Genomic DNA, 16,636 nt, shown 5'->3' with positions numbered 1-16,636 from the left:
TACGCCCCCTCCCCGGTCCAGTAACGGCGCGGTTTTAGAGATTTGACCGCCCCCTAGGGGGGCAATATCGTGTTGCATTTGCTTCACTTTCGCGTTACAATAACCAAAAGGAGGTTATCCATCATGTCCAAGACCGCAACAATCAATATGCGCATCGAACCGACAATCAAAGCGCAGGCTGAAACTGTTTTTTCCAGTTTTGGCATCTCCGTGACCGACGCCATCAACATCTTTCTGCACGCATCCATCATGGAGGGAGGCTTTCCCTTCCAACCGAAACAGCCTCGTTATAACAGAGAAACGCTTCTTGCCATGCAGGAAGCACGCGACATCATGGATGGCAAAATCGAGCCGAAGCGCTATCCGTCGCTGTCCGCACTGATGGATGATCTGGATGCGGAGGACGCTCATGCTTGATCTCGTCACCACCACGCAGTTTCGCAAGGATTTAAAGAAGCTGCGTAAACGTGGAGCAGATATACAAAAGCTGGATGATGTCCTGCAAATGCTCTGCGCGGAAAAACAACTGCCCGAAAGGTATCGGGATCATGCTCTGGTTGGCGATTACATTGGTTTTCGTGAATGCCACATCATGCCGGACTGGCTACTCGTATATGCCATCGACAAAGGAAAACTGATTCTGACCGCTTCCCGCACGGGTTCACATAGCGATCTCTTCTAGCCGATTCATTGGAGTCGGCTTTTTATTTTGCGGCCTTCCGTTGGTGAATCTTCTCATGACATGACGCGCAGAGCGACATCAAATTGCTCTCGTCATGTGTGCCGCCGTCGGCGAGAGGCTTGATGTGATGGACGAGCGTTGCGCGAACGTATCTCCCCTGTTCTTTGCACATCTCACAGAGCGGATGCCCTGCCAAGTGACGGTCACGAATCCTGCGCCATACGCTGCCATACCTCTCATGCTGATTGTACCCGCGCACAAAATGCTCGTAATGTCGCTGCATGACTTTCTCGTGCTCCTCGCAGTAGCAGCTTTTTCGGTCTGTAAGATTCGGACAGCCTGTCATGCGGCAGGGGCGCTTCGGCTTTCTTGGCATTGCACTTCTCCATCAAAAAAGCCCTCGCGGAGAATTGCTTCTCCGAGAAGGCTGATTCCATATCCTATTTTCGCTGACTATCTCATATCACTGTCAACCCTATGAACGCAACGTGAACCTTTGTGAACTTATGTGAACTCAGATGCACTTTGCTGTCTTTTTTCCAAAATTTTTTCAACTTCATCCAGAGCCTTGCCATGAATCTTGTGTACCCACCGAATGCTGATGCTCATATCCGCTGCAATATCTTCCCACGATTTGAAACGGTGGTAACGTCGCTCAAGTACCATCTGGGCATTTTCATCCGTGACCTGCCAGATCGTATTCATAATCTCAAGTTTCAAAGTCACCAGACGGTCGATGTCTGCATTGATTTCCTCTTCCGTGTCGGTCAGTCGCGCAATGATGTTTTCCATCCGCTGATTGTTCGGACTCGGACTCCTCGGCATATCGCTGATGACGGCGCTCACATTCATCGCCATATCACGCAGCTGCGACACATGGGCAACCTTATCATTGATGCGCCGATCAATGTTCCATGCCTGACTGAGATATTCCTTTGCGGTCATGCAAATTCCCCCTCCAACTTTTCAAGCAGCCATTCTCCGTCTATGCTTGTCAGCTGTCCGAACCATGCGGAATGAAAGAACCGCTCTGTCTCAGAGCGCATCGCTGCCGCCGCAACATTCTCCGGGTCTTTGCCGAGTGCCGTCCGCGCCCACCGATAATCCTTCGCCGCCTGTTCGACAATGGCATTTGCCAGAATCTCATAGTTCATGATGTTACCTCCGCTTTGACGGCTTCAATCAGTGCCACCTGTGTCTTGTCCTTCCGTTTCAAGGCACGGAGGATTCTCTCGTCAATCGTGCCCTCGGCGATGATGTGCTGCACCACCACTGTTTTCGCTGTCTGCCCCTGCCGATAGAGCCGTGCCACGGTCTGCTGATAGAGTTCCAAGCTCCATGTGATACCGAACCACACCAAGGTCGAGCCGCCGCTCTGAAGATTGAGTCCATGCCCTGCACTTGCAGGATGGATGAGAGCAACGGTGATCTCTCCGCGATTCCAACGGGCGATGGCGTCATCTGTATCCAGTCGCACACACGTCACACGCTTTTCAATGCGCTCTGCATCATGCCTGAACCAATACGCCACCAGAAGAGGCTTGCCGTTCATGCTCTCTACGATGTCCTCCAAGGCATCCAGTTTGTGGTCGTGGATATGCAGGGTAGTTCCATCGTCGGTGTAAACCGCACCATTCGCCATCTGGGCGAGTTTCCCGGACAGGACTCCGGCATTTGCCGCCGTCACCTCGTCGCCCTTCATCTGTAAGACCAACTGCTCGCACATTGCGGCATACATTTTCTTCTCTTCCTCATTCATGCGGACGCTGTATTCGCTCTCGATCAGCTCCGGCATCTTGAGGTGATCTGCGGCTTTCATGGAGATGGTTATGTCGGCAATCTTCTCATAGATTCGCTCCTCGGCTCCGGGAAGTGGCGCGTAGGAGAACACCACCTGTCCGTTGCGCTTGTCCGGCGTGAAGTAATCCTGCCGATACTTCGTAATGAATCGCCCCAGTCGCCGTCCCATGTCGAGTACCTTGAACTCTGCAAAGAGATCCATCAAGCCGTTGCCGGATGGCGTTCCCGTCAGCCCGATGACTCTCTTCGCCAATGGGCGAACCTTCATGAGTGCCTTGAAGCGTTTACTGCTCCAATTCTTGAAGGACGAGAGTTCGTCAATCACGATGGCATCGTAGGTGAAGTCTGTTTTCTCCACGAGCCATGGCACATTCTCACGGTTGATGATGTAGAGGGAGGCTCGCTGCCGAAGTGCATGAAGGCGTTCTTTCTCCGTACCGACTGCAACGGAATAGCGGATATGATTCAGATGCTCCCACTTGCCGATCTCCTGCGGCCATGTATTCCGTGCCACACGAAGCGGTGCAATAACGAGAACGCGAGAAATCTCAAAATGGTCAAAGAGCAGGTCGTTGAGGGCCGTGAGAGTAATCACCGTTTTCCCAAGTCCCATATCCAGGAGTACGGCGGCAGTCGGATGGCTTTCGATAAAGTCGATGGCGTACTGCTGGTAATCATGCGGTATGAACTTCACGGGACATCACCTCCGATCTGTAAAATCAACTTTTCCATTACCGAAACACTTCCTGAAGCACATCCACATGATAGGTGTTTACCATGCCGTACTTGGCGTCGTACTCCTTGCCGATGTGATAGCCCTGCTTTCTGGACATTGCCGAGGCTTTGCGTCCGAGTCTTGCGGCGGCATCCCGACTCACGCCACGAACTCCCATGAGATTGGCATAGCCGATGATGGTGTAGTGGTGCTCATCGATAGTCATCTGCTTGGATTCGACCTCAAGAAGCCGCTCATCCACCTTGTCGATCCGGGCATTTGCCGCCTTGATCGCCCTTGCCTGTTCCACCATTCGCTGTGCGCTGCACAGCAGAAATTCCTCGGGTGTCATGTTCTTCGCAACTTTGAAGTAACTGTCTTCGAGCTGTTCAAATACATCCCACGCCCGCTCCGTCCCAAGCATCTTGCTGTGACGGGCAGCGCCTCTCTCCGTCCAGAGATACAGATGACGTGTTTTCGGGGAAATTTGCAGTTCGATATTTTCGACCTGCAAACGGAAGGTCTGTAAATCCTGCCCTTCCAGAACAAAAAAGTGTTTCCCCGCAATAAATCGCACACGGTTGTTGTTGAAGTTCTGCTGAATCTGCTTCGGGGCGCATCCATACGCCTCGGCAAGCTGCTCCGTGGTCATGACACGGATGCTGTTGTGTTCCAATACCATAAGTTCATTCATGGTCGATTTCCTCCAATACGCTGTCAATTTGATCTATCTTGTCAATCACATACACCTTGAATCCAAGCCGCCGAAGCAGCCTGTGCCGTGCCAGCTGCAAGGCTCTCGGCTTCTTCCCCGGTGCTTTCAGTTCCACAAAGCCCATTCTGCCGCCGGGCAGAAGCACCAGTCGGTCGGGCATTCCATCGAATCCCGGCGAGGTGAACTTCGGAGCGATGCCGCCCATCGCTCTGGTTCTTGCTGCAAGTTTCTGCTCAATGTCTTTTTCCCGCATCCTGTTCTCCCTCTGTGACGACAGTGACTAAAAATCCTATACGCGCGTATATGTGCGCGGTTTCCCCTTATGGGTATATATTTACTGTTTTTCTCTTATATAGAATTTACTGTCTTGTCCGTCACAAATCGTCATAACTGCCACGAAATGCCTCGATGGAGGTGTGACAAGTTTTATCTCTGTTGTCACACGCACCACCTTGTCACACCATTTTGTCACATCTTTTTATAGAGCCTCTGAAGACCGTATATCGGAATACGCCGTCTCGTTTCGGGACGCGACCAGTCGGTAAACCGAGCCATTATCGCCGATATGGCATAGCTGTCCGCAGGTTTGATGTCCTCTTTCGCTTTGCCAAAGCATTCGCACCATATCTCGATGTTGGAAACCGTTTCCCGACGTACCGTGCCTTTGACGTTCAGAGGACCGTCCGGATCTTGCACATAATCTCTTCTCTGATGCACATCCATCGTGTCCCATGTCTCCGGCAGAAGCATATCAAGATACCATGCGACGAGACCTTCACGATCATCCTGCTCCATCGCCTCGGACTGCTCTTTTCGGGCATAGTCTTCCAAGGCATGGTCGAGAAACAGATCTTCTCCGGCATTGGAAAGAACGATGACCTCCGCCCAGATTTGATCCACTGTTTCCTGATCGAGATTCCAAGGCTTCATCCTGCCTTCGCCCGTGACCTTGACGTTCCAGAACCTGCGATTTCCCGTGATGTCACGAAGATACCCTTTCTCGCTGTTGGTCGTGCCGAAGAAGATGCACTGCCTCGGATGGGGTGTGACTCGTCTGCCAAAAGACGCGCGATACTTATCATCCTGCCTCGATACAAAGGCTTTGACCTTCTCTAGCTCGGCTTTCTTCATGCCTGCCATCTCGCCGATTTCATGAATCCAGTAACCCTGCAGCTTCTCCGCTGCCGTCTTGTCGTTCATGTCGGAAAGCGTCAAGCTGTCGGCGAACCACTCCATGCCGAGTTTGGCGATCAGCGTGGATTTCCCGATGCCCTGATTTCCGTTGAGCACTGTGATGTAGTCGAATTTGATGCCGGGATGATAGATACGCATATATGCCGCGCAAAGTGCCTTTCTGGTCACAGCGCGGACGTAGGCGTTGTCCTGCGCCCCCAGATAATCAATCAGGACGGTGTCCACTCTCGGCATCTCGTCCCACACCGGCAGACCGTCGAAATACTCCTTGATCGGATGGTAGGAGCGGTCATCTGCGGCCTTGGTCACGGCAATGTCATAATTTCTCTGTGAAAAGGATCCGTAGCTTGCGTCAATATAGCAGATGAGCTGTGCATCGTCCGCATCCCGCCAGAACCGCGCAGGATGTTTCCACGGAACCGCGCCGCGAATCTCCATGCCGTCCGCCAGCTGGTTGAACACGATGTTCTTCATGTACGGATCGTTCTCCATGATGAGCCGGATATTGTGGAGGTTGTTTTCCAGTACACCGTTCTTATTGCGCTGCAGACGTTTCTTCCACTCGTCATCGACAGATTCCGCAAAGTCTTTTTCTGCCTCACTCAGTCGCTCGTTTGCCGCCACGATCTTGACCTCATCCTGCCGCATGGCAAAATCGCACATGGCGCGGAAGGATGCCTTATCATCCAGATCACCGAACTTGTGGACGCGGACGATATCGAAGGCATTACAGAGTTTCAGATATGCCGGATCTTTCGCATGGTGGGAATAGACAAACTTTTCATCCTTGATCTCCACGCCCGCAATGCTGCTGGAAGCGATGAGATGCCAGCGGCTTTCGCTCTCGGTCGGCTCGTATACGCCGGCAAGAAAGGTTTCAAGAGCACGGGTGACAGGAAAGAATACCCGGTTGAAGGTTCCGACTGTACCTTCTTTTTCAAGAGGATCCTGCACCTTCTGCTGCGTGACCTGATTCGCCTTGCTCTCACGAGAGGATGTGGGAAGCCTCGTCGGATCCGTCCATTCCGGGTGCGCCGACAGGATCGCATCCGGGTCGAGCCATTCCTTTTCCACTTCTTTGAAGACAAATACGCCGTTCTGCGGAGACGACGGCCAGTACATCAGCTGATTCGGCTGATAGGAACATTCATCAAAAAAGTCAATGCCCATCATCTGCGCCAGATACCGGGACACTGCCACGAACTCCTCCGCTGTGACATCCCGCAGCAACGGGAACACCAGTCTTATGCGGGGATCTTCCTCCGTACTGGAATGCGTGGTATACAGGCACGAAGTATACGGTGTGTTCTGTTCATAGGCATTGAGAAATGCTTTATCAATGCGGTCACCGTCCAGAGCGACCATTGAGCGCAGTTCCACGGCATCAACCTTGCGACGACCGCCTTTCAATGCGCCCCCCACGAATCCGCCGTGGTCTTTCGCCGCATCCCTCTGCGCTTTGCTCATCTTTGCATATTCTTCTGCAGACTCCGCAGTGCGGATGGTAACCTTGAGCCGTTCTTTCAAATCCGCATACCGGATTGTCTTATTCACCCACTTCTTTGCCTGACGGCTATTTCCGTAGGCAATCGCCAAGTCTCTCATCTGTACCTCCTCGGCCTCTCGCCGTGTTCGAAACGTGCCTGTCTCGCGATTTTCCTAGCTTCGTAAACTCGCCTGCTCACAAAGTCCTTATAGCTGTATCTCCCGTATTCGTTTGTTTCCATCGGGATATACTCGGAGTTCTCGCTGAATGTCGTCAGAAAACTGCGGTCACGCCTGTCATTATAGGCAAAGAGACACGGCTCTAGTGTTTCTGGATGGAGACCGATTGTTACCGGGTTATCATAGCAGCCAGCACCGCCATCATCGCTTTCTTGGCAGAAGATATAAAGATCATCATCCATCGGATCGCCAAAGGCGATGATACCCGCCCACTCATCAGTGTACTGACCGTTTGATATTTTCCAGATAGCCTTTTCCCCTTCATCAGACCCTTTGGCACTGTTTCTCTTCACCTCGAAGTAGCAGTGAAAATCGGGAAGATAAAAGTCTGGAAGATACCATGAATCATCGCTGAGGATGATGCCCTCCGGCTCGTATTCCCAACGAACACCGCAGGCATCAAAGAACACTGCCCACCGCGCCTCCAAGCGTGAGCGGAAAAGATAGCCCTTGTATTCTGTCTCTATTACCTTCATGGCGAAACCTCCTCACATTTCGTGGTAAAATAACGGATGTTCTTCCGCAGTCTCTCGGCATGAGCAATCTCCGCTGCCATGCCCTCGGTGATCCTCTCACCAAACACCCAGACTTCGCCGCACAACCGCAAAAGTTCGAGGTTCATGGACATCACTCTCCCACGCTCGTTTGTCTCTGACAGGAACTGCGGGAAATACAGATGCGGGGCAATCGGAATGCGCCCCCTGCTGACAGCGAACTTGCAGTACTGCCGCGCCCGCATGACGTTGACGTGCGGGCTGTCCCGGTAGGGTGAGCAGATGTAAGTGAACCGATTCTGTCGGAATACCTTGGTGAGAGCTGCGTGCGCTGTAGGATCGGCATAGCCCTCGTGATTTCTTCTCTCAATCATTTCTCGCACCTCATCTTCCTGCTGCACTCCGTGCAGCAGATCGCCGTGCCGAAGAGGTCGAACTCCGCATCGCCGAAAAACTCGTTGAGGTCGACAGGCACTTCCGCTCCGCAGCGCGGACAATGGCAAAAGACATTCTCATCGTTGATTTCCACCGTGACCTCCAGAGCGTCATTGATGTTTTCCTTGACATAGAACATAAAGGCTTTCCTCCCTTTGAAAACTGATTAGTTCCTCTCAACAATAAGAGGACGAACAGGGAGGTTTTGGTCACCAAAAATCCTCCCATTTTTCACGGGAGGATTGAAGTCAATCTTTCTGATAGAATTGGCACTCGAAACCATCGGCACGGAGCGGGAGTCCGTCTGCCCAAGGCGGGGTTCGCGCCATCTGCTCACAAATGGCAGAAAGAGAAACTCGCTCGTCGCATTCGATGATGAGTTCATCATGGACGTGTGCAACAATGTCCATCGTCCGCAGCGTTTGCATGGCATAGCAGAGAATGTCGCGACTGATCGCCTGCGTGACATTCTCCACGAGCTTCGGTCCGTAAGATTCAATCCGTGCCCACTTTTTCGAGAGATTGAGTCCCATGTAAGTGACGGATTCGCCGCCAAACTGATTCTCTCCGATGCGGGGCTTCACGTAGGCGAGTCTGCGACCGCTCGGAAGATCAACGAACATCATGCCGCACTGATAGATGAATCGGATGCCGTGCGTGACCTTTGTGCTGCGTTCCTTGATGCAGCCCTTTGCGGCTCGGTCGACTGCCCACCAGAACTCTACGATGTTCGTATTTGCAGCACGCCAAGCATCCACGAGCGATTTCAATTCATCTTCCTTCATCCCGGATTCCAATGCGCCGAATGCCTTCAGCGCACCGACGGACCCGCCATAACCACAGGCCAGTTCTGCCTGCTTCCCCTTTTGCCTAAGATGCCCGTTCTCGCCGTGTTTCACCACATTGCAGTGGAACATCCTGCCTGCTGTGGCGCAGTAAATGTCGCCGTTACCCTCAAAAACATCCATACGCCATCGCTCCTTGGCAAGCCATGACAGCACTCGTGCTTCAATGGAAGAAAAGTCCGCAACGATGAATTTTCTGCCCTCCTTGGGGATAAAGGCAGTACGGATCAGCTGTGACAGAACATCCGGCACGGAGTCATAGAGCAGTTCCAGTGCCGCATAATTTCCCTGCCGCACAAGGGCACGGGCGCATTCGAGGTCGGTGAGATGATTCTGAGGAAGATTTTGCAATTGAATGTGGCGTCCCGAAAACCGCCCGGTACGGTTCGCACCATAGAACTGGAACATCCCCCGTGCACGACCATCCGAGCAAACGGTATTCTGCATTGCCTGATATTTCTTCACCGAGGATTTCGCAAGCTGCTGACGTAGTGACAACACTTCCTTCAGCGGAGCGGGAACATTGGCAAGGAGGTCAGTCACGGACTTCTTGTCGAGCGACTCGGTTTCAACTCCCTGCTCCTTGAGCCATGCCTTCATCTGCGTGACACTGTTTGGATTCTCAAGCTCGGTCAGAACTTTCAGCCTGTCCGTCAACCTCTCCTTCGTGTGTACGTCGATCTGGACGGCGTTCTCCACCAAGGACATATCCAGACGTATCCCGCGGTCATTGATCTCCTGGTCGAGTACATACTCCTCCCACACCGACGGAGGTACAGGATGTTTGAAGAGACGCTTCTGAATCGCCATCTCCACTTCGACATCACGGCGGTTGTAAGACTTGAACAGCTCCCACTTCTCTCCCGTGGGTTCGTGGAACGGAGGCGTTGAAAAATAACGGATGAGAGCCTTGCCCTCCGTCATTTTCTGCTCTTCCAGTCCAAGCACCCGTCCGACGGCGGCAAGTGAGAGCGGCAGTCCCATGTAGGCAGACCAGACCATTGTGCATCGCCAGCTACGAGGATTCAGGAAGTGAGCGCACTCCGTAGAGAGCGGATGATTGTCTCGAAATGGATCCAGAGCGATCCCCAAGTCCGACAAGTAACGCGACAGGCACACACGCTCAAAGTTGGCATTGAATGCCCACTTGGTGACGCTCTCATCGGTCAGAGCATCCAGAATTTCCTGCGGAATCTGCTCACCACCCACGAGGTCGATGACCTCCACCGCGCCTCCATCCACGGCATAGGCGAAAAGCAGTATCGCAAAGTCCTCAGCTTCGGCGTAACGATATACGCCGCTCTTGCTGATGTCCACACTGCTCCGAGTTTCAAGATCGATAGAAATGGACTTCATGTATGTTCTCCTTCCGTGACAAAGGCAGCGAGGAGGAATCCCCGCTGCCCATGTCGGTCAACTATTATTTAGCTGAGAAAGTCCTCGTCCTCATCGGCGAAGTCATCTTCGGCGCGGGTCTTGCCCCCGAGCGGCTCACCGTCGGAAATCTTCTGCAGGTTGTTCAGTCCGCAAGCGATGCCCTTGCTGCCGTTCGAGTTGAATGCGTAGAAGTTGATGCTTGCTCGTCCGTAAACGCCGGAGTAGACCTCCGAGTGCTCGATGATCGGATTGCGGGCAGCATCCACGATGCCGGGCGCGGTCGCAGAGTTTGCGTTGATGAAGTAGCTGTCCTTATACGCCTCATCGTCCGGGCGTTCCGCATCGCCATCACGGAGCGGCGTCTTGATCGCCGTGAGCGTGGGGACGGATTTGCTGTTACCCTTGAGCTTCGACTGCCCTTCCTCATATGCTGCCTGAATGGCGTTCTTGACCGCCGTGACCGTCTTGGTGTCGGACTTTGGAATAATAAGCGAGACACTGAACTTCGGCGTACCGCCGTTGATGGACTTTGCCTGCCAGACGTTGGCATAGCTCCAACGTGTCTTGACACCCGTGATCACTTTTGTCGGATTGATAACTTGTGCCATGATGTGTTTTCCTCAACTTTCCTTGAAATCATCTGCTGCGGTATTCATCGCAGGCCGCTTGTCGCTCATGGGAGCGAGTGTGGATTTCCCCTGCGGCTTGACAACGAGGCTGCCGAGCAGTTCCTCAAACTTACTTTTTCCGAGCAGACCAGTCATTGCCGTAATCCCGAGCAGTTTCTGTTCATACGGCTCAAAGCCCGCTTCTTTGACGGTTTTGGCGACCGCCGCCTCGTCGGTGTATTTCCGATTCGAGCGACCCTCGACCAGTTTCCAGTCCGTCCACTGTTTTCCTTGGATTGCCCGCTGCAGGGCGTATTCCTTGATGTCGCTGACCCATGCGGCGAGTGTGTCAGCCTTTGCAAGCACCGCTTCTACTTCCGAATCTTCCAGTGTCGGTGGCATTTCGAAGTCATACCGGGCGAGTTCCAGATTGTACTCTGCCCGCTTGCGGCAGGTCGCCTTGATTTTGCAGAACTGGCAGTGTGCTCCGGCGCAGAACACTCCTTCTCCTTCGTGTGCCAACTTCGCGGCAGGAACGAGCATATCTGCCGCCCATGTCAGAAGGTCTACTTTCGAGATGGTGTACTCCGAGATGTTGCTGAGTCTCGGTTGGAAGATAATCATCCAGATTGACTCGATGTCATACAGACCGTCGAACATCTGGATGCAGCCGAGCGCGTAGCACATCATCTGCGGATTGTGCTCGGCACTGACCTCGATTCCCTTGCCGTGCTTGTAGTCCACGATGCAGACGGTCTTGCCGGAGATGATGAGCGTGTCGGCTGTGCCGAACCCATCGGGTACAAAGTCCGAGAAGTCCACACGCTGCTCCACGGACACCATCGTATCCTTCGACTCCTCGCGGAACTGCGCCACAAGCCCCATAACGAACTGTGCATAGAATTCTGCACACTCTTCCATCTCACTGTCATAGGAAGACAGCTTCTTGGTCGGATCGCGCACCTGCTTACCCAGAGCCTTGCGGAGTTTGTACTCGCAGAGCGTATGCGCGTCTGTCCCTTGGGCGGCATACTCACTCGGCGTGTCGGGTTGCGCCGCATTGAGCCGCGCCGACGGCGGACAGGCAATCCAACGTGCGGCAGAGGATGCCGAGAGGACGGCGTGTTTACGTGCCAATCTTCTCAGCCTCCTTCAGGAGTGCCGCATAATGCTCCGGCGCAAGCTCGCTGAGTTTTGACGCACCGAACTTTGCAATCAGAGACTTGACTGCGGCACTGTGCCCTTCGACAGAGAGCTTCGCAAGCACGGTGCGTACCTCCTCAAGTGTCGGCGCGGCTTCCTCCGATTCCGAGACCTTCGGTTGCTCCTCGCCTTGAGAACTCTGTACGATTTCCTCAAGGACATCGACGAGCCGGCGCAATGTCGCCACAAGCTCTGCTGTGACTTCATTCTGTTCCCGCATAGGTATCACTTCCTTTCGATTAACTGCGGGCATCTTCACCTTCCTATAAAGAAGAGGACACCTGCCCGCAGTCTGGTCACCAGATTTTACAAAATATCCTCAATCTGCTCTTGCAGTCTGGGCATGAATTTCTTCATACGCTTACGAACACTTTCTTTGGATTTGAAGCCGACAGCACCAGCAATCTCGCGTTCAGACTGTCCCGCCGCCCTGCGGATAAGAATTTCATGGTCGATGGGATCGAGTTTGGCGAGAGCCTCGTACAGCCTGCGATTACGCTCCTCGCGGACTGCGGTGTCGGCGACATCCTCATGGACGGGAAGTGCCGGGTCATTGACCTCCACCGCACGTTCTAAAGAGATTGTCCGATACACGGGATGTGAGCATCCATCACAGCTGCGGTTGGCGCAGCAGGGCTTTCCTTCATAGATACAGTGTTGCTCACGCTTTTCCCGCTTATCCTCCCGCCAGATTGGGCGCATGACGACGGAGTATTGATTAGCATCGACAGGTGCATAAATTGCCCGCCCCGACGCCTTGAAGAACTTTTCTCCGGCAGTCTTCCGCCGGACGAGTTCATCCATGCCCGTATCCCGGATTCTTCCGTTTTCGTGGATCTGAATCGGGACGGGGACATACACGCCCAGCTTCTTACTGTGCTGAAAACGATGTCCCTGCTGCAGGAGTTCCTTGACCTCCTGCGCGGAGTAGTCTTTGATGATACCGTTAAGCTGGATTTTCATAGTTTTGCGTTCCTTTCGTTCTTGCCGAACGGCAGGATGCAAAACTACACACGGGCTTCACTCCAAAAATGGGCATAAAGAAGCACGGTGGGAGCATAGAAATACTGACAAGCTCGTATGCTGTCAGAATCCCTGTTTGCATCCCGCCGTCCTATGGCCATCTTGGACAACAGATTGACTTACTTAGGGAAACCGAATTTGATTCTTCCTACCACATCCTTAAAAATCTCCCTCTACAAAGAGGCGGACACATACATCCGATTTGGTCACCGCTTTTTGATTAGAATTTTTTCTGTTTTTTTCTCACAAAAGTGAGAAAAGAAACTCTTGCTCGTGTTATAATTTAGATGTACTAGATTTCCTCTGCCCCCCGGATAAAACGACGAAGGTGCAAGGACTGTCTTGGAAATGTGTTATAATAGTTCTATGCACTATCTTCACAGAGAGATTTCATATGCTGTGCTTGATGAGGACTTCTACAAAATCAACTTACTAATAGCAGTTTAGCAAAATAGCTTATTTAAAAATCGGACTGGACGGACACTCCCGGACGCTCTCGGACAGAAAGGAAATCTTCAAACAGGAGGAATATAAGTCATGACTTTTTCTGAATATGCTACAGGTCTTTCAGCCTATATTTCATATGGAAAATCGGAGTATGACTATTTCACTGAGCTGATCGGGAATTTCATACAAGATGCTGCAATGGACGCCTGTAAACTACTGAAGAGACAGAATGACACAAAGTATCGATACATCAAAGGAATCCGCCTCATTCAAGTAAAGGATGCACAATATCTCTATGACCACCGTGATAAGGAAAAATTCTCGCATTGGATATGGGAGAGAATGGATGATACATCGTCTTATGACAAGATATCAGCTTGGTTGGTCAGACATAACATTTCAAGTGATGATCCAGCCACAGCATGTGCAGACCTGTTAGAGTCTATAATCTTAGACATCATCAACAATATTGCCTCATCTCCCCCCTCTCAAAAATCTGATTTAGATCTGACGCTGATCAATGACATCCAAGAAAAAATAAAGTCGCTCCCCCGTCCGGCTAATGTACCGGTTCCTAAGGAAGCGACTCAAAATGAGGAAACATATATTGATGAGTTGTTTTTGGCATACGGCGATGCCGAGGGCATGGATGTGTTTTCAAGGAATGACCTTATATCATTTCCCGACTATGAGGAGGATTTAAATGGTCGCCGTATCGATTTTTATGCGGCTGAAAGCATACGGCGCGGAGTATTAGAGTTGGGCAGTGGCAGTCTAACAGATCAATTTGACGTCTTGAAATCCGAAACTCTTGTCGGCGTGACAGACACAGCAAAACGAACACACCCGAATGGTTATGAGCGTATGCTTGCAGTAATGGAGCAGGCAGTCACCACACCGATGACAAACTATGTTCTCAGCGCATCTCCATATTGGATCGGTGGAAAAATCAAAAAAGGTGTATGCCATCATCTTGTGAACGACGGTAAACTTGCATGGATAAGGAGAAGAAAGAAGCAATGAGTGAATCCGCCCTTGGCTCAGTCTTTGAAATTTCTCTCCGTATTCTTCTCATGCTGAAAGAGTTGTTTCCTTCAAAATTAGATGAACAACAAGTCAGTGCATTAGATTTCATCTCTGTTTACGCATCAGACTTTGGTCTACTGGACGAAAACCTGCATGGATATGGCGATTACAGATTTAGTGAATATCCAGCAAGAAAGCATATGGTGGATTCTGCTTTAAAAAACCTTGTACTGGATGGATATGTTCGCCTATCTCCCACCCCAACCGGGTACAGATACTCCATTACAGAGCTTGGAATGGCGGTCTGTAAGCAATTTGACAATGACTATGCAAAAGAATACATTATTGCGACTCATGCTGTACTTAGTAAGTTTAATGGAGCAAATGCCAAGGCGATGTTGAAAGAAATAAACAAGCTTACTGTTCAATCACTAAAGGAGGTCGGACATGAATAGATTTTATATTGAAAAACTGATCGTGTCCGGTGGATGGCACAAAGACACCGTCATTGATTTCAAACCTGGTTTGAATTTTATATTGGGGCCTTCCAATACAGGAAAAAGCCTCATCATGGACTGCTTGGATTATGTATTCGGATTCTCCCCGAAGAAAAACCGACCTTCAAAAATTGTTGATAACCAATACGGCTATGAGTATGTCACGCTCCATTTGGCAACAGGCACAGGAAGCGTTATTCTGAAGCGCAAAATAGGTGATTCAAAAATTCTCGCCAGCGGCACAGATCCAACAGTTGAGCATGGTACATACAGCGTAAGTCATAACGCCAAGAAGAATATCAACGCTGTCTATCTTCATTTGCTTGGAATTGATGAACCGCATGTTATTCGTTCGGCAGAAACAGGCACTAAAACTCAAGATCTAACATGGAGAAGTATGCTCCATCTGTTTTTCATTCGACAAGGAGATGTTGCAAGAGAAAGCTCAGTGTTACTGGCGCCCAATAGCCCGGGTCCCACGGCATCAGCATCCGTACTGTTATACTTATTAACTGGGAAAGATGCCAATTCCCTTATTGCAACAGAAGATCCTAAAATCAGTGAAGCAAAAAAGAAGGCCGTGATTGGATACATCCAAGAAAAAATAAAGGAACTCACTGCCAGACGAGAAAAACTGGAAGTTGCTCTCTCATCCTCAAGTATCACAGATCCTCGTACGAGCGTCGAGCGTATTCGAAAAGAGATTTCTGACCTGCAGACACGAATGGATGCTGCTGCAAAAGAAAGTCAGCAGATTATGTCGGAAATCTATGCATGGAATGGTAAACTCTCCGAATCAAAAACTGTAGAACATAATCTTTCTGTCCTACACCAACAGTATCAAGCTGATATCAGGCGAATCGAGTTTATTGTTGATGGCGCAGCGAGTATCTCACCTATCCGAAAAAAAGTTAAGTGCCCTATCTGCGGTGAATATGCAGAACGTGTACAGAGCACATCTTTTATTGAAGCATCTGCAGCTGAGCTTGAAAAAATTAAACATCATCTATCCGAACTGAATATTGCTCAGCAGGACGTCAATCATCAACAAAAAACGATCATTACCACAATCAGAACATTAGAAGAAAAGAAGGATGCTATTGATACTCTGATTACTAACCAATTACAACCTCAATTAAGTTCTTTTGAAGAAAAACTTGAACAACATCTAAAACTGATACGACTTTCAGGAGAGCTCGATTTTGTCCGTCAAGACGAAATACAGTACAGTAGTGAGTTGTTCAACAAGGAAACAGAAGAAATATCGCGCCCCTCGAAGTATAATGTGTTCGAGGATTATGACTACGATCTCATCAAAGGCTTTGAAGAGAAGCTTCGTCAGATTTTGAAAGCCTCCCATATTGGAGGAGCGAATTCAGCAAGACTTAACATGGAAAACTTCGACATTGAGATTGATGGGCTAAAAAAATCTGTCTCAATGGGCGGAGGCTTCTGCGGGCTACTGAACACAATCACAACAATGGCGATGAGTTCATACCTCATTGATCTTGGAAGGAATGCTCCCGGCTTCTATGCAGTCGATTCCTCCTTGACGCAGCTCTCTGAAGCGGAACATAAAGAACAAAACGATACCATAAAACAAAATTTCATAAAGTATCTCATCTCTAATGCCCACGAACGACAGGTCATCATTGTTGAGCAAACAAAACGTATGCCCTTCATTCCCACTGACAGTGAGGAAAATGCTGTCCATGTTATTCAATTCTCTAGAAACAAAGAAAAAGGTAGGTATGGATTTTTGAATGATGTGTATAATGCGGAAGATCAATAATTCTTAGGGAAACACTGAAAAATTCTTTTGTTGCACGATTGAGCTCCGAAATATTACA

General features: G+C 50.5%; 20 protein-coding genes. 5 read left to right on the top strand and 15 right to left on the bottom strand.

Annotated elements, in window-relative coordinates; translation table 11 throughout:
- Positions 1 to 123 precede the first annotated feature (123 nt).
- Positions 124 to 417, top strand: coding sequence for a type II toxin-antitoxin system RelB/DinJ family antitoxin (locus tag ACO6BQ_RS08460; RefSeq protein WP_006696279.1), 294 nt, complete (start codon positions 124 to 126; stop codon positions 415 to 417).
- A complete protein-coding gene (locus ACO6BQ_RS08455) occupies positions 410 to 682 on the top strand; it encodes a type II toxin-antitoxin system RelE/ParE family toxin (protein ID WP_488786829.1) in 273 nt (90 codons plus the stop codon). The genes ACO6BQ_RS08460 and ACO6BQ_RS08455 overlap by 8 nt, the downstream gene beginning before the upstream one ends.
- Positions 683 to 704: 22 nt before the next feature.
- On the opposite strand, the gene ACO6BQ_RS08450 is transcribed toward ACO6BQ_RS08455, so the two are convergent.
- The 15 genes from ACO6BQ_RS08450 to ACO6BQ_RS08380 form a co-directional block, all read right to left on the bottom strand.
- The gene (locus ACO6BQ_RS08450) at positions 705 to 1,058 is read right to left on the bottom strand and encodes an HNH endonuclease signature motif containing protein (protein ID WP_489120423.1); all 354 of its coding nucleotides are present in this window, start codon (positions 1,056 to 1,058) and stop codon (positions 705 to 707) included.
- A gap of 128 nt (positions 1,059 to 1,186) precedes the next feature.
- Complete coding sequence (locus ACO6BQ_RS08445) at positions 1,187 to 1,627, bottom strand: hypothetical protein (RefSeq protein ID WP_489120422.1); 441 nt, start codon at positions 1,625 to 1,627, stop codon at positions 1,187 to 1,189.
- Entirely contained in the window at positions 1,624 to 1,836 is a 213-nt protein-coding gene (locus ACO6BQ_RS08440; protein ID WP_489120421.1) for a hypothetical protein, read from the bottom strand. The genes ACO6BQ_RS08445 and ACO6BQ_RS08440 overlap by 4 nt, the downstream gene beginning before the upstream one ends.
- A complete protein-coding gene (locus ACO6BQ_RS08435) occupies positions 1,833 to 3,176 on the bottom strand; it encodes an SNF2-related protein (protein ID WP_489120420.1) in 1,344 nt (447 codons plus the stop codon). Before ACO6BQ_RS08435 ends, ACO6BQ_RS08440 begins: the two co-directional genes overlap by 4 nt.
- A 37-nt stretch (positions 3,177 to 3,213) precedes the next feature.
- Positions 3,214 to 3,891, bottom strand: coding sequence for an ORF6N domain-containing protein (locus ACO6BQ_RS08430; RefSeq protein ID WP_489120419.1), 678 nt, complete (start codon positions 3,889 to 3,891; stop codon positions 3,214 to 3,216).
- A complete protein-coding gene (locus ACO6BQ_RS08425) occupies positions 3,884 to 4,165 on the bottom strand; it encodes a PDDEXK family nuclease (protein ID WP_314826468.1) in 282 nt (93 codons plus the stop codon). The genes ACO6BQ_RS08430 and ACO6BQ_RS08425 overlap by 8 nt, the downstream gene beginning before the upstream one ends.
- Before the next feature lie 215 nt (positions 4,166 to 4,380).
- Complete coding sequence (locus ACO6BQ_RS08420) at positions 4,381 to 6,711, bottom strand: virulence-associated E family protein (protein WP_489120418.1); 2,331 nt, start codon at positions 6,709 to 6,711, stop codon at positions 4,381 to 4,383.
- Positions 6,708 to 7,307, bottom strand: coding sequence for a PDDEXK family nuclease (locus tag ACO6BQ_RS08415; RefSeq protein ID WP_489120417.1), 600 nt, complete (start codon positions 7,305 to 7,307; stop codon positions 6,708 to 6,710). The genes ACO6BQ_RS08420 and ACO6BQ_RS08415 overlap by 4 nt, the downstream gene beginning before the upstream one ends.
- Positions 7,304 to 7,699: a DUF7768 domain-containing protein gene (locus ACO6BQ_RS08410; protein ID WP_489120416.1), complete on the bottom strand. Its 396-nt coding sequence runs from the start codon at positions 7,697 to 7,699 to the stop codon at positions 7,304 to 7,306. The genes ACO6BQ_RS08415 and ACO6BQ_RS08410 overlap by 4 nt, the downstream gene beginning before the upstream one ends.
- Positions 7,696 to 7,899 (bottom strand): hypothetical protein, encoded by a 204-nt coding sequence (locus tag ACO6BQ_RS08405; protein ID WP_009442047.1) that lies wholly within the window; start codon positions 7,897 to 7,899, stop codon positions 7,696 to 7,698. Before ACO6BQ_RS08405 ends, ACO6BQ_RS08410 begins: the two co-directional genes overlap by 4 nt.
- Positions 7,900 to 8,008: 109 nt before the next feature.
- A complete protein-coding gene (locus ACO6BQ_RS08400) occupies positions 8,009 to 9,961 on the bottom strand; it encodes a DNA polymerase (RefSeq protein WP_489120415.1) in 1,953 nt (650 codons plus the stop codon).
- Between the two features lie 68 nt (positions 9,962 to 10,029).
- Positions 10,030 to 10,590 (bottom strand): DUF2815 family protein, encoded by a 561-nt coding sequence (locus ACO6BQ_RS08395; RefSeq protein WP_489120414.1) that lies wholly within the window; start codon positions 10,588 to 10,590, stop codon positions 10,030 to 10,032.
- Between the two features lie 12 nt (positions 10,591 to 10,602).
- On the bottom strand, positions 10,603 to 11,727 hold the full coding sequence (locus ACO6BQ_RS08390) for a DUF2800 domain-containing protein (protein ID WP_489120413.1): 1,125 nt from the start codon (positions 11,725 to 11,727) through the stop codon (positions 10,603 to 10,605).
- Positions 11,717 to 12,013, bottom strand: a complete 297-nt coding sequence (locus tag ACO6BQ_RS08385) for an NAD-dependent DNA ligase (RefSeq protein WP_489120412.1) — start codon at positions 12,011 to 12,013, stop codon at positions 11,717 to 11,719. Before ACO6BQ_RS08385 ends, ACO6BQ_RS08390 begins: the two co-directional genes overlap by 11 nt.
- Before the next feature lie 86 nt (positions 12,014 to 12,099).
- On the bottom strand, positions 12,100 to 12,756 hold the full coding sequence (locus ACO6BQ_RS08380; RefSeq protein ID WP_489120411.1) for an RNA polymerase sigma factor: 657 nt from the start codon (positions 12,754 to 12,756) through the stop codon (positions 12,100 to 12,102).
- 597 nt (positions 12,757 to 13,353) lie between these two features.
- Between ACO6BQ_RS08380 and ACO6BQ_RS08375 the strand changes: the two genes are divergently transcribed.
- Genes ACO6BQ_RS08375 through ACO6BQ_RS08365 form a run of 3 tightly spaced genes read left to right on the top strand, consistent with a single transcriptional unit; the run spans position 13,354 to position 16,578 of the window.
- Positions 13,354 to 14,286, top strand: a complete 933-nt coding sequence (locus tag ACO6BQ_RS08375) for an ABC-three component system protein (protein ID WP_066848291.1) — start codon at positions 13,354 to 13,356, stop codon at positions 14,284 to 14,286.
- Positions 14,259 to 14,744: an ABC-three component system middle component 2 gene (locus ACO6BQ_RS08370; RefSeq protein WP_009440589.1), complete on the top strand. Its 486-nt coding sequence runs from the start codon at positions 14,259 to 14,261 to the stop codon at positions 14,742 to 14,744. The genes ACO6BQ_RS08375 and ACO6BQ_RS08370 overlap by 28 nt, the downstream gene beginning before the upstream one ends.
- Positions 14,737 to 16,578 carry an AAA family ATPase gene (locus ACO6BQ_RS08365; RefSeq protein WP_489120410.1) on the top strand — a complete coding sequence of 614 codons (1,842 nt, stop codon included), beginning with the start codon at positions 14,737 to 14,739 and terminating at the stop codon, positions 16,576 to 16,578. The genes ACO6BQ_RS08370 and ACO6BQ_RS08365 overlap by 8 nt, the downstream gene beginning before the upstream one ends.
- Positions 16,579 to 16,636 lie beyond the last annotated feature (58 nt).

This window comes from Centipeda sp. (in: firmicutes), assembly GCF_057271695.1.
The sequence above is the reverse complement of the archived record's forward strand: the minus strand, read 5'-3'. Positions and strand labels throughout refer to the sequence as shown.